Origin of the sequence: Pseudomonas sp. GM80, assembly GCF_000282515.1 — a bacterium.
In the GTDB taxonomy this organism is placed as follows: domain Bacteria; phylum Pseudomonadota; class Gammaproteobacteria; order Pseudomonadales; family Pseudomonadaceae; genus Aquipseudomonas.
Genome location: NZ_AKJD01000065.1, coordinates 1 through 12452 on the forward strand (window position 1 = coordinate 1; position 12452 = coordinate 12452).

Consider the following 12452-nt stretch of genomic DNA (forward strand, 5'->3'; position numbering starts at 1 on the left):
AACCGTTAATTTCGCTTTTCTTGCAAAACCGGCTTTTTGACCAGTAAACGCGGGATCCGGCGCGTCACTGGCGGAACACGCAGCAGCAGAAGCACCGCACCTATAAAGGCATAGATCGCCCACTCCTCAAGATCAGCGCGCACGATCCACAGCATATGCAGCAAACCCAAGCCGAGAATCACGTAGACCAGACGATGAAGTTTCTTCCATCGCACACCTAAACGACGCTGACTGTAGCGATTGGACGTTACCGCCAACGCCAACAATCCGAGAAAGCCCAACGCCCCTACTATTATGTAAGGCCGCTTGCGCAACTCGACCGCCAGTTGCGACCAATCGAAACCGAGGATAAACGCCATATAGCTGCACAGATGCAAAACCACGTAGGCGAAACACCAAAGCCCCAATTGACGGCGCACAGCAATCCACCCTGCCCAGCCAGTGAGTTTCTGCAGAGGCGTCATGCTCAAGGTGATCAACAGCAGCACTAACGTCCCCAGTCCCAGGCGGTCGACCAATACCTTGCCGGGATCCGGCCCGAGCAAATCCTCAAGCGCCTGATACAACCAGAGCATCGGCCAGACTGCCGCCGCAATGAAAACGCTAATACGCCACAAAGGAAATCGCATCAGTAGTTCTTCCGCAGATCGAGCCCTGTATATAAAGAAGCGACTTCATCCGAGTAGCCGTTGAACATCTGCGTATCACGCACGTTCGGCTTGAACAGACTGTTCGGCAAGCGCCGCTCCCGCGCCTGCGTCCAGCGCGGGTGATCAACTGTTGGATTCACATTCGCGTAAAAGCCATATTCATCCGCCGCAATGCTTTGCCAGGTTGTTTTCGGCTGCTCGCTGACCAGACTGATACGCACGATGGATTTGACGCTCTTGAAGCCATACTTCCACGGCACCACCAAACGCAGCGGCGCGCCATTCTGATTCGGCAATTCGCGGCCATACATGCCCACCGCCAGAATCGCCAATGGATTCATCGCTTCATCCAGTCGCAAGCCCTCTACATAAGGCCAATCGATCAAGGCAAACCCGGAACGTTGGCCGGGCATGCTCTTGGGATCCTGCAAGGTTTCAAAGCGGATGTACTTGGCCTTGGCATTCGGCTCAACTTGTTTGAGCAAAGCCGAAATCGGAAAACCGATCCACGGGATCACCATTGACCACGCCTCGACACAGCGCAGGCGATAGATACGCTCCTCCAACTGGTACGGCTTGATGAAGTCTTCCAGCGCATATCGCCCGGGCTTACCCACCTCCCCGTCTATCACCACACTCCAGGGTTCGGTTTTCAGCGAGCCAGCATTCGCCGCCGGATCGCCTTTGTCGGTACCGAACTCATAGAAGTTGTTGTAGTGAGTCGCGTCTTTATAGGGTGTAACCGCCTCATCCTTGACGTTGACCGCGCCCCATTTAGTAGAAGGCAGTTTTTCAGCGAACCAGGCAGGCGCCTTGCCCGGTTCAACATCGGCATACCGAGCAGCATCGTCGGCATTGGCCCAACGCGGCAGGCTACTGACGGCGATACCGGCAGCAGTGGCTCCGAGCAATTGGCGGCGCGAGAGATAAATGGATTCAGGCGTGACATCCGACTCATGGCAGTCAGACGCTTTGGGGATTTTGATCAGCATGACAACTCCGCAGCTTTGGAGGACAGATGCACCCATAGACTGCGGAGTATGCGGGAAATTACATCACTCGGCTTTTTTGTGCCGACGAAGGCGCAACAGGTACTGCACCGGGCCCGACGCCGCATAGGCAAGGAACACCAGCAACAGAATGCGCGGAGGATCGCTGAACACCACGGCGAACACCAGCACGACGGCAAGGATCGCCACGAACGGTACCCGCCCTTTCAAGTCCAGCTCCTTGAAGCTGTTGTACTTGATGTTGCTGACCATCAGCATGCCAGCCGCCGCGACCATCAGCGCGACCAGGAACGACATCTTCGAACCCTGAATACCGTAATCGCTGAATGCCCAGACAATCCCCGCGACAACACCGGCCGCTGCCGGACTGGCCAGACCGATGAAATAGCGCTTGTCCGCCGTACCCACCTGAGTATTGAAGCGCGCCAGACGCAATGCCGCGCCCGCGACATAGATGAAGGCAACCATCCAGCCGACCTTGCCCATATCACCCAGCGCCCAGCCGAAGGCCAGCAACGCCGGTGCAACACCGAACGCAACCATGTCCGACAGCGAGTCGTACTCGGCACCGAAGGCACTTTGCGTATTGGTCATGCGCGCCACACGGCCGTCGAGACCGTCGAGCACCATGGCGACGAAAATCGCGATCGCGGCAAAGGCGAAATACTTGCTCGCGTTGGCGGAATCACCCGCGCTCAATGCCGCCTGCGCGCTCATCGAGTTGATGATGGAGTAAAACCCTGCAAACAGGTTTGCAGTGGTGAACAGATTCGGCAGCAGATAGATACCACGATGCCGGACTTTACGACCTTCTGCGTCGTGCCCTTCTTCGATGTGTTCATCGATGGGCAGCAGGCTTTCGGCGTCAGAAGCCTTGTTCGGCTCTTCGGGACGTTCGCTCATGGACATTACCTTGCAACGGTTTGGAGAAAATTCAACAGGTGTCTGAGGACGACAGTTCGGCCACAAACGCTGCAGCTTTATACCAGAACCACCGGCTCAAACGAAAAAACGCGGCCGAGGCCGCGTTTTTTCATATAAGGGACGACGACTTAGTTTTTGGCTTTGTCGACGATCTTGTTGGCACCGATCCACGGCATCATGGAGCGCAGTTGCTCGCCGATGATTTCGATACCGTGAGCGGCGTTGTTACGACGCTTGGCGGTCATCGAAGGGTAGCCGGTTGCGCCTTCGCTGATGAACATTTTGGCGTATTCGCCGTCCTGAATACGTTTCAGGGCGTTGCGCATGGCCTGACGGGACTCGGCGTTGATCACTTCCGGGCCAGTCACGTACTCGCCGTATTCGGCGTTGTTGGAGATCGAGTAGTTCATGTTGGCGATACCGCCTTCGTACATGAGGTCAACGATCAGCTTCAGTTCGTGCAGGCATTCGAAGTAAGCCATTTCCGGCGCGTAGCCAGCTTCGACCAGAGTTTCGAAACCGGCTTTAACCAGTTCAACGGTACCGCCGCACAGTACGGCTTGTTCGCCGAACAGGTCGGTTTCAGTCTCGTCCTTGAAGGTGGTTTCGATGATGCCGGTACGACCGCCACCAACGCCAGCAGCGTAAGACAGTGCAACGTTTTTGGCGTTGCCCGAGGCGTCCTGGTAGATCGCGATCAGGTCAGGAATACCGCCGCCTTTCACGAACTCGGAACGTACGGTGTGGCCCGGGGCTTTCGGCGCGATCATGATCACGTCGAGGTCGGCACGCGGAACAACCTGGTTGTAGTGGATCGCGAAGCCGTGGGAGAAGGCCAGGGTGGCGCCTTTCTTGATGTTCGGCTCGATTTCATTCTTGTACAGGGAGGACTGGAACTCGTCCGGGGTCAGGATCATGACCAGGTCGGCAGCCGCAACAGCGGAAGCAACGTCGGTCACTTTCAGGCCGTGAGCTTCAGCTTTGGCAACAGTGGCCGAACCTTTACGCAGACCAACGGTAACGTCGACACCGGAATCTTTCAGGTTGCACGCTTGGGCGTGGCCCTGGGAACCGTAACCGATGATGGCAACTTTCTTGCCCTGGATGATCGACAGGTCGCAGTCTTTATCGTAGAAAACTTTCATGAATTTCCCCTTTATATCCAGGCCGTTCAGGCCATTCGCTAATTTGGTTTAGATGCTGAGTACTTTGTCGCCGCGGGCAATGCCGGTTACGCCACTACGGACGGTTTCCAGAATCGATGCGGTGCCGATGGACTGAATGAAGCTGTCGAGCTTGTCGCTGGTACCGGTCAATTGAACGGTATACACGCTGGCGCTGACGTCGACGATCTGTCCACGGTAAATATCGGTGGTGCGTTTGATCTCGGCGCGTTGGGCGCCAGTGGCCTTGACCTTGACCAGCATCAGTTCGCGCTCGATGTGAGCACTTTCCGACAGGTCCACCAGCTTGACCACTTCGATCAGCTTGTTCAGGTTTTTGGTGATCTGCTCGATGACTTCATCGTGACCAACGGTGGTCAGCGTCAGACGCGACAGGGTCGGGTCTTCGGTCGGGGCCACGGTCAGGCTTTCGATGTTGTAGTTGCGCTGCGAGAACAGGCCGACTACGCGAGACAAAGCGCCGGGTTCGTTTTCCAGAAGCAAGGAAATAATGTGCCGCATGATTAAGTACGCTCCGTCTTGCTCAGCCACATATCGCGCATGGAGCCGTCTTTGATCTGCATCGGATAGACGTGCTCGCTGGTGTCGACCGAAACGTCGATGATCACCAGGCGATCCTTCATGGCGAACGCTTCTGCCATCTTCGACTTCAAATCTTTCGAATCGGTGATCCGTACGCCGACGTGGCCGTAGGCTTCAGCCAATTTGACGAAGTCAGGCAGCGATTCCATGTAGGAGTGCGAGTGACGGCTGCCGTAGCTCATGTCCTGCCACTGACGCACCATCCCCAGAACACCGTTGTTCAAGATGACGATTTTCACTGGCAAGCCGTATTGCAGGCAGGTCGACAGTTCCTGGATGTTCATCTGGATACTGCCTTCGCCGGTGACGCAGGCAACGTCGTCATCCGGGAAGCTCAACTTGATGCCCATGGCCGCCGGGAAACCGAAGCCCATGGTGCCCAGACCACCGGAGTTGATCCAGCGATTCGGCTTGTTGAACGTGTAGTACTGCGCCGCGAACATCTGGTGCTGACCGACGTCGGAAGTAATGAAGGCATCGCCCTTGGTCACTTCGCAGAGGGTTTCGATCACGGTCTGCGGCTTGATCACGCTGCCGTCGCCCTTGTCGTAAGGGAACAGGCCGCGATCACCGCGCCATTCATCCACCTGCTTCCACCAGCTGGCCACGGACTCCTTGTTCGGGGTCTCGCCGATTTCCTTGAGGATCGCGACCATTTCGGTCAGGACGCTCTCAACCGGACCAACGATAGGCACGTCGGCCTTGATGGTTTTGGAAATCGAAGCCGGGTCGATGTCGATGTGGATGATCTTGGCGTTCGGGCAGAATTTCGCCGGGCCGTTGATCACGCGATCGTCGAAACGCGCGCCGACCGCGAGGATCACGTCAGCATGGTGCATCGCCAGGTTGGCGGTGTAGCTGCCGTGCATGCCGAGCATGCCGATGAACTGACGATCAGTGCCGGGGAAACCGCCCAGGCCCATCAGTGTGTTGGTCACTGGCAGGTTGAGCATTTTCGCCAGTTCGGTCAGCGGTGCGGAACCGTTGCCGAGGATCACGCCGCCACCGGAGTACAGCACAGGGCGCTTGGCCGCCAACAGCATTTCTGCCGCCTTGCGGATTTGCCCGGAGTGACCGCGAACGGCCGGGCTGTAGGAACGCAGCTTGGCTTTCTTCGGGAAGATGTATTCGAACTTCTCGGCCGGGTTGGTCATGTCTTTCGGGATATCGACCACGACCGGCCCCGGACGACCGGATTGCGCCAGGTAGAAGGCCTTCTTCATGACTTCCGGGATTTCCGAGGCGTGCTTGATCATGAAGCTGTGCTTCACGATCGGCCGGGAGATACCGATCATGTCGGTTTCCTGGAACGCGTCGGTGCCGACCATGGTGCTTGGCACCTGACCGGAAATGATCACCATTGGAATCGAATCCATATAGGCCGTGGCGATACCGGTGATGGCGTTTGTGGCGCCTGGACCGGAAGTCACCAATACCACGCCGGCTTTACCGGTGGCACGGGCGTAGCCGTCAGCCATATGGGTTGCCGCTTGTTCGTGACGAACCAGGATGTGATTCACTTCCGGTTCTTTGAACAAGGCATCGTAAACATGCAGGAGAGCACCACCCGGGTACCCGTAGATATATTTGACGCCTTCGTCACGCAAAAAGCGGACGAGCATCTCACCGCCAGATAAAAGCTCCACGTTGTTCACCTCTAAAACGCCAGAATACCGTCCACAAAAAAGGGGCGGGTCTTAATAGGTTTACTTCTCGGCAGAGCATGAGCGACGGTGGTCGCCGACTACGTCAGCACTGACTGAGCAAGTATTGGGATCGTCCCAAGTGTTGCGGGCCTTTCCCACCCAGCGCGAGGTAACGCGTTGCGGGTGTAACAGGTCGGCGCGGATGTGCGCCTCATGATCTACCGAGTGGGTCTGCTTCTGGCAGTCCCTCTACAGCGGACTTTCGATTCTTCTGTTTCGCCCTCTCCAAGTCAAGCCGTCAATGCGGTTAATTGTGGGTAAGCACATGAGAACGCAAGAAAAAACCTGGAAACCGCTACTCTGTTAGTGTCAATTGCGCAATTTTGCCAAGGAATCAGCATGCGAACGCTCCTCCTTACTCTGCTGATCGGCCTCAGCCCATGGTGCACGGCCGCTCAAATCTACAAATGGGTCGATGCCCAGGGGGTTACGCATTTCGATGCGCAGCCGCCACCGGGTCAATCTTCCACTACCGTGCAGACGCCCTCCCCGGCCCCGCCGAAACCTGCGGCGATGTCGGGCAGTGGCGTACTCGGTGATCAGAAGGCAATTGATGACAAGGTGAAGAAACAGGTCGCGGATCAGCAGGCGCAGCTCAAGCAGTTTTGCGAGCAGGCACGGACGAACCTGGCGCAATTGCAGAACAATCCGCGATTGAGGGAGGAAGTGGAGGGACAGTTACGCCGGCTGGATGACGCGCTGCGTCAGGAACGCATCGCTGAAGCGCAGAAACAAATCGCACAGAATTGTGAGTAGAAACCTGTAGGAGCTGCCGCAGGCTGCGATCTTTTGATCCATAAAACCAGATCAAAAGATCGCAGCCTGCGGCAGCTCCTACATTGATGAGGTGTCAGTGCGAGGCGGTGATCAGCAGGTCGAACTCTTTGAGCAGCACCTGCAGTTGACGATCCTTGCCACCCAGGTTGCGCTGGGCGAAGACCATTTCTGCCATCTCCTGGATACCCGAAGCATTCGGCAACGGCAGATCCTGTTCGAGGATCATCTTCATGCGCGGCAGGAAGATCCATTGCAGCCATTGTTCGAAGTCCAGCGTATCGACCGAAAACGGTTCGACACTGCTCAGGGCTTCGGCCGACGGCGACACCTCGTCCCACCAGCCTTGTGTGCGCAATTCACGCTCGATCAATAGCAACTGATCGGCGATTTTCGGGAAACGGGCATCCATCACAGCGAAACCTTGGCCTTCTGACGGGCCTGAGCGGCGCCGGCGGAATCGCCTTGTTTCTCGCGGGACTGAGCGATGATTTCCCACAGACTGGCTTGCAGGTCCGGGCGACCGTTGGCCATCGTCAGCGCACGACGGGCGAACTGCTCGGCTTGCGGCGCATCCCCTTGAGCCATGCGCACTTGCGCCAGGCGATAAAGCACTTGCGGCTCACGCGGAGCGACGCGCTGTGCACGTTCCAGGCTGGAAGACGCGCCGTTGAGGTCGCCGCCCGCCTGTTGCTGCTGAGCGGTAGTCAGCAAGGCGAGCACCGGGCCGTCCAGCTGTTCGTCTGCCGACAAGCCGCCGCCACTGCTGGCGGAAGGAATCCCGCTCGGCGTCGAAGGCATGCTGTAGCTGCCGGAATTGATCGGTGCCGATTCAACGGCCGGAGGTGTGTACGGCCCCGACGTGATACCGCCGGACGCCGGGCCCGACTCGATAGGCGAAGAGCTGATCGGCGTCGACACGGCGGCACCGCCACCCGGCACCATCACCACCACGCCGGTATCGCCTTGCGGGATCGCTTGAGTCTGAGCCTGAGCCTGCGCAGGACGCTTTACGGTCGTTTGACGGAAACCGCCATTGGCCGAAATACGTTCGCTGTTGGACACAGCCGTACCGGAATCGACCACCGGGATCGAACCACGCTGTACGGTAGAGCAGCCGCTGAGCAAAGCCACGGCGGTCACCGCTGGAATCAACCACTTGTTCACTTGAAACCCTCTTTGCTTAATTCATCCAGCCCTTGACCCAATCCATCACCGACTCGCCGGAAGCAGGCGTTTCGCTTGCACAGGCGGCGCCGGGTGGCGGTTCGCTGCCGCGAATATACGGCATCTGTACCGCCCCTGGGCAGTTGGCATCGGAGCCCTGCCCGGTGCGCGAATCGACCCAGGCCTGGACGATGTTGTCCGGCTGCGGCATGTCCAGCGGCAGCGGATCAGCCTTGCGCATGAAACTGGTCCAGACTTGCAACGCGCCGGTGGCCCCGGTGAACGGCGTCTTGCCGTTATCGTCGCGGCCCAGCCACACCACCGCCAGCAGATCCTGGCTGAAACCGGCGAACCAGCTGTCACGGGAATCGTTACTGGTGCCGGTCTTGCCGGCGAGTGTCAGGGTCTTGGGCAGCACGTTATAAACCGAACTGCCGGTACCTTCACGCATCACGCGCTGCATGGCGTTCTGGATCAGATAGATGGACGCCGGGTCGAAACGCTGCTCGATCTGGAACGGATAACGCTTGAGCGGTTCGCCCTCGGCGGTCAGCACGCTGCGAATCCCGCGCATCGGCGTGTTGAAACCACCGTTGGCGAGGGTCTGGTACATGGTCGCCACTTCGATCGGGGTCATGCCACCCGCGCCGAGCAACATTGACGGGAAGGCCGGGAATTCACGTGTAACGCCCAGACGACCGAGTGTTTTCAACACATTCGGCACGCCCACTTCCAGACCCAGACGCGAGGTCGACAGGTTGTAGGAGTGCGCCAGGCCCTGATAGAGGAAGACCGTGCCGTGGGAGCGGCGATCATAGTTCTGCGGCTTCCACACCTGACCGTTCGCGCCTTTGACCGACAACGGATCGTCGGACAGCCAACTGGTCAGCGTGTACTGGCTCGGCTTCTCCAACGCGGTGAGATAAACCGCCGGCTTGATCAACGAACCGATCGGCCGCACTGCATCCAGTGCCCGGTTGAAGCCGGCAAAACTGGCCTGACGGCTGCCGATCATCGCCTGCACTTCGCCGGTTTCCGGGTTGGTCACGACCATCGCTGCTTCGACATCGTCGGAGCCCTTGCGCCCGGACAGACGCTTGAACGTGTCGTTGACCGAGGCTTCGGCCTTCATCTGCAGAATCGGGTCGAAACTGGTGAAGATCCGCAGGCCTTCTTCGGTCAAGTCTTCGTCGCGGTAGTCTTCGCGCAACTGCCGTTTGACCAGATCGACAAAGCCCGGGAACGAACTGTCGGCGAGCTTGCCGCGCGTGGTCACGCCCAGCGGCATTTTCTTCGCTGCTTCGACCTGCTCGGCCGTCGCCACGCCCTGCTGCTCAAGTACGTCGAGCACCAGGTTACGCCGCTCCAACGCGCGCTCCGGGTTGCGTCGCGGGTTGTAGTAGGACGGGCCTTTGACCATGCCGACCAGCAACGCCACCTGATGCAGTTTCAATTCGGATAATGGCTGACCGAAGAAGAACTGGCTGGCCAGACCGAAACCGTGCACTGCGCGCTGACCGTCCTGCCCGACGAAGACTTCATTGAGGTAGGCCTCAAGGATTTCTTTCTTGTCGTAATGCATTTCCAGCAACAGCGCCATCATCGCTTCGGTGAGCTTGCGGGTCAGGCTGCGTTCGTTGGTCAGGTAAAAGTTTTTCACCAACTGCTGGGTCAGCGTACTGCCGCCCTGGGTCATCTTGCCGCCAGAGGTGTTGACCCAGATAGCCCGGGCAATCGACTTCGGCGACACGCCCCAGTGGCTGTAGTAATCGCGGTCTTCTACAGCGACCAGGGTTTCGAGCAGGTACGGCGGCACCTGATCGAGCTTGATCAGAATGCGGTCTTCGAGATTCTTTGGATAAATGCCGCCGATCATCAGCGGTTCAAGGCGTACCACGGACAGTTTCGAACCGTTGGTCGCCGACAACTCAGCCACGTAATCGCCGGAGAAACGCACGCGCACCGGCTGCGGCTTCTCCAGGCCTTCATAGAACTGGAAGCCACGGGTATTCAGATCGACCGTATTACCGTTGACAGCTGCGGCGCCGGGACCATTGCTCACGGCTTCGCGGCGATAGCCAAGAGCATCGAGTTCGGTAAGGAAATCGTCCTTGCTGAGCTTTTGTCCGACGAACAGCTCAAGCGGCCGCGCGTAGACCTTCGCCGGGATGGTCCAGCGCTTGCCGGAGAACTTCTCCTGCACCACGGCATCGAGGTAAACGGCGAAGCCGGCCAGCACGACAAGGCCGACCAGACTGAGTTTAATGGCCCAGCTCAACCACGGGCTGAGGCCCTTGGAAGGTGGTTTTTTCTTGGTACGGGGGGATCGAGTTCGAGTCATGGCGGCGGATTATACGCACTTTATTCATCCTCAACAGGAGCGCTCCGAGGTTTGCGTCAGGCTGGCGAGCGGCCATAATGGCCGCCTTGAATTTCCCCCCTCTCTGAAGGATCGCCCGTGAGCCAGTCACTGATCGCTGCCCTGCAAAACCCGGCCCTCTACCCGCACCCTGTCGAAGGGTTTCAGGTCATCGAAACCCATATCTCGTGGGTGATCCTCACCGGCCCCTTTGCTTATAAAGTAAAGAAACCGGTCAATTTCGGTTTCCTCGACTTCACCGGCCTCGAGTCGCGCGCACATTTCTGTGCAGAAGAACTGCGTCTGAACCAGCGCCTGACCGACGATTTGTACCTGGAAGTATTGCCAGTGACCGGCAGCGTCGAAGCACCGCAACTCGGCGGTGAAGGCCCGGCGATCGAATATCTGCTGAAAATGCGCCAGTTCCCACAGACCGGTCTGCTTAGCACTTTGCAAGCCAACGGCGAACTGACCACCCAGCACATCGACGAGATGGCCGAGCAAATCGCCCGCTTCCACCTCACCGCGCCAAAAGTCCCGGCCGAACACGACGCCGGTACCCCGGACAGCGTGATGGCGCCGGTGTCGCAAAACTTTGAGCAGATCCTGCCGTTCCTCAGCGACAAAAACGATCTGCTGCAACTCGACGCACTGAAAGCCTGGGCCGAAAGCAGCTTCGAACGTCTCAAGCCACTGTTCGCCCAGCGCAAAACCGAAGGCTTTACCCGTGAATGTCACGGCGACATCCATTTGGGCAACGCCACGGTCATCGACGGCAAAGTGGTGATCTTCGACTGCATCGAGTTCAACGAACCGTTCCGTTTCACCGACGTCTGGGCCGACACCGGCTTCCTCGCGATGGACCTTGAAGACCGTGGCCTGAAATCCCTGGCGCGCCGCTTCATCAGCCAATACCTGGAATTGACCGGCGACTATCAAGGCCTCGAAGTGCTGAACTTCTATAAAGCCTACCGCGCACTGGTTCGCGCCAAGGTTGCGCTGTTCAGCATGCCCGCGGACGCGACGCCAGTGCAGCGCGCCACCACCCTGCGCCAGTACCGCAACTACGCCAATCTGGCCGAAAGCTACAGCACCATTCCTTCGCGCTTCATGGCGATTACCCACGGCGTTTCCGCTGTCGGCAAGAGCCACGTGGCCATGCGCCTGGTCGAAGCACTGGGCGCGATCCGCCTGCGTTCCGATGTTGAACGCAAGCGCCTGTTCGGTGAACAAACCGTCGCCAACGACGTGCAGGCCGGCATCTATAGCGCCGACGCCAGCGCGGCGACCTACGCACGCCTGCATGAAATTGCTGAAATCATCCTGCACGCAGGTTTCCCGGTGGTGATCGACGCGACTTACCTTAAACGCGAGCAACGCGACAACGCGGCGAAAATTGCCGAAGCCACCGGCACACCGTTCCTGATCCTCGACTGCAACGCGCCACAAGCGGTGATCGAGAGCTGGCTGGCGATTCGTCAGGCGGATAAACAGGATCCGTCCGACGCCACGCTGGCCGTGATCGAAGCACAGCAAGCCAATCGTGAAGCGCTGACGCCGGAAGAAATTCTGCGCAGTAAACGCGTGCAGACTAACGAATCCGGCACGCTGGACACCGTGGTCGCGCAGATTCGTCAGCGCTTGCCAGGCCTGTAAAAAACTATTTCGGCCGTGAAGCCCTCGTTTGCTTCACGGCCGTCAAATAGTGGCACTATACTGGCGTCATAAAACCAACAGGTGATCTGACATGAGCCAGCCGAAACTGCTCGACTCCCCGCTGTATGCCTTGCTGCACAAAGATGACATCACAGGTTTCAACAACGAACGCCCGCAAGACGGCCCGATCGACATGGTCGGCGGCGACTTCCGAGGCCTTGACCTGCGTGAACTGAACGCCGATGGCGTGGATTTCCGGGACGCGTATTTCCGCTCGGCCGATTTACGTGGCATCGATTTTCGTAATGCGTCGCTTGAAGGCGCCAGCCTGGCGCACGCGCAGATTTCCGGGGCGTACTTCCCGCCGGAGCTGAGTGCCGACGAGATTCTGATGTCGATGAATTTCGGTACGCGCCTGCGTTATCGCACTCGCTGAAATA

The 12452-nt window shown here is 58.3% G+C and carries 12 protein-coding genes; 3 read left to right on the forward strand and 9 right to left on the reverse strand.

Annotation, left to right across the window (positions count from 1 at the left end; all coding sequences use genetic code 11):
* Positions 1-5: 5 nt before the first annotated feature.
* The 6 genes from msrQ to PMI37_RS11295 form a co-directional block, all read right to left on the reverse strand.
* Positions 6-629, reverse strand: a complete 624-nt coding sequence (gene msrQ / locus PMI37_RS11270) for a protein-methionine-sulfoxide reductase heme-binding subunit MsrQ (RefSeq protein ID WP_008080820.1) — start codon at positions 627-629, stop codon at positions 6-8.
* The gene (msrP, locus tag PMI37_RS11275; RefSeq protein ID WP_008080821.1) at positions 629-1642 is read right to left on the reverse strand and encodes a protein-methionine-sulfoxide reductase catalytic subunit MsrP; all 1014 of its coding nucleotides are present in this window, start codon (positions 1640-1642) and stop codon (positions 629-631) included. Before msrP ends, msrQ begins: the two co-directional genes overlap by 1 nt.
* A 63-nt stretch (positions 1643-1705) precedes the next feature.
* On the reverse strand, positions 1706-2563 hold the full coding sequence (gene pssA, locus PMI37_RS11280) for a CDP-diacylglycerol--serine O-phosphatidyltransferase (RefSeq protein ID WP_008080822.1): 858 nt from the start codon (positions 2561-2563) through the stop codon (positions 1706-1708).
* A 149-nt stretch (positions 2564-2712) separates the two neighbouring features.
* Positions 2713-3729, reverse strand: a complete 1017-nt coding sequence (gene ilvC, locus PMI37_RS11285; protein WP_003228216.1) for a ketol-acid reductoisomerase — start codon at positions 3727-3729, stop codon at positions 2713-2715.
* 48 nt (positions 3730-3777) lie between these two features.
* A complete protein-coding gene (gene ilvN / locus PMI37_RS11290) occupies positions 3778-4269 on the reverse strand; it encodes an acetolactate synthase small subunit (protein WP_003176102.1) in 492 nt (163 codons plus the stop codon).
* A gap of 2 nt (positions 4270-4271) precedes the next feature.
* Complete coding sequence (locus PMI37_RS11295; RefSeq protein WP_008080823.1) at positions 4272-5996, reverse strand: acetolactate synthase 3 large subunit; 1725 nt, start codon at positions 5994-5996, stop codon at positions 4272-4274.
* 399 nt (positions 5997-6395) lie between these two features.
* Between PMI37_RS11295 and PMI37_RS11300 the strand changes: the two genes are divergently transcribed.
* A complete protein-coding gene (locus PMI37_RS11300) occupies positions 6396-6812 on the forward strand; it encodes a DUF4124 domain-containing protein (protein ID WP_008080824.1) in 417 nt (138 codons plus the stop codon).
* A gap of 94 nt (positions 6813-6906) precedes the next feature.
* Here PMI37_RS11300 and PMI37_RS11305 read toward each other — a convergent pair whose 3' ends face one another.
* The 3 genes from PMI37_RS11305 to mrcB are packed head-to-tail and all read right to left on the reverse strand — an operon-like array spanning position 6907 to position 10338.
* Complete coding sequence (locus PMI37_RS11305) at positions 6907-7242, reverse strand: YqcC family protein (protein ID WP_008080825.1); 336 nt, start codon at positions 7240-7242, stop codon at positions 6907-6909.
* Entirely contained in the window at positions 7242-7997 is a 756-nt protein-coding gene (locus PMI37_RS11310) for a hypothetical protein (protein ID WP_008080826.1), read from the reverse strand. The genes PMI37_RS11305 and PMI37_RS11310 overlap by 1 nt, the downstream gene beginning before the upstream one ends.
* A gap of 16 nt (positions 7998-8013) precedes the next feature.
* Positions 8014-10338: a penicillin-binding protein 1B gene (gene mrcB, locus PMI37_RS11315; RefSeq protein ID WP_008080827.1), complete on the reverse strand. Its 2325-nt coding sequence runs from the start codon at positions 10336-10338 to the stop codon at positions 8014-8016.
* 117 nt (positions 10339-10455) lie between these two features.
* Between mrcB and PMI37_RS11320 the strand changes: the two genes are divergently transcribed.
* Together PMI37_RS11320 and PMI37_RS11325 are read left to right on the forward strand one after the other, a co-directional pair.
* On the forward strand, positions 10456-12012 hold the full coding sequence (locus tag PMI37_RS11320) for a bifunctional aminoglycoside phosphotransferase/ATP-binding protein (protein WP_008080828.1): 1557 nt from the start codon (positions 10456-10458) through the stop codon (positions 12010-12012).
* A gap of 91 nt (positions 12013-12103) precedes the next feature.
* Positions 12104-12448, forward strand: coding sequence for a pentapeptide repeat-containing protein (locus PMI37_RS11325; protein ID WP_008080829.1), 345 nt, complete (start codon positions 12104-12106; stop codon positions 12446-12448).
* Positions 12449-12452: the final 4 nt, after the last annotated feature.

What these genes read in the sequence shown, in the direction of transcription:
- msrP (WP_008080821.1), bottom strand. Translation starts at nt 1,642, where the DNA reads ATGCTGATCAAAATCCCCAAAGCGTCTGACTGCCATGAGTCGGATGTC.
- mrcB (WP_008080827.1), bottom strand. Translation starts at nt 10,338, where the DNA reads ATGACTCGAACTCGATCCCCCCGTACCAAGAAAAAACCACCTTCCAAG.
- PMI37_RS11300 (WP_008080824.1), top strand. Translation starts at nt 6,396, where the DNA reads ATGCGAACGCTCCTCCTTACTCTGCTGATCGGCCTCAGCCCATGGTGC.
- PMI37_RS11305 (WP_008080825.1), bottom strand. Translation starts at nt 7,242, where the DNA reads ATGGATGCCCGTTTCCCGAAAATCGCCGATCAGTTGCTATTGATCGAG.
- msrQ (WP_008080820.1), bottom strand. Translation starts at nt 629, where the DNA reads ATGCGATTTCCTTTGTGGCGTATTAGCGTTTTCATTGCGGCGGCAGTC.
- ilvC (WP_003228216.1), bottom strand. Translation starts at nt 3,729, where the DNA reads ATGAAAGTTTTCTACGATAAAGACTGCGACCTGTCGATCATCCAGGGC.
- ilvN (WP_003176102.1), bottom strand. Translation starts at nt 4,269, where the DNA reads ATGCGGCACATTATTTCCTTGCTTCTGGAAAACGAACCCGGCGCTTTG.
- PMI37_RS11325 (WP_008080829.1), top strand. Translation starts at nt 12,104, where the DNA reads ATGAGCCAGCCGAAACTGCTCGACTCCCCGCTGTATGCCTTGCTGCAC.
- pssA (WP_008080822.1), bottom strand. Translation starts at nt 2,563, where the DNA reads ATGAGCGAACGTCCCGAAGAGCCGAACAAGGCTTCTGACGCCGAAAGC.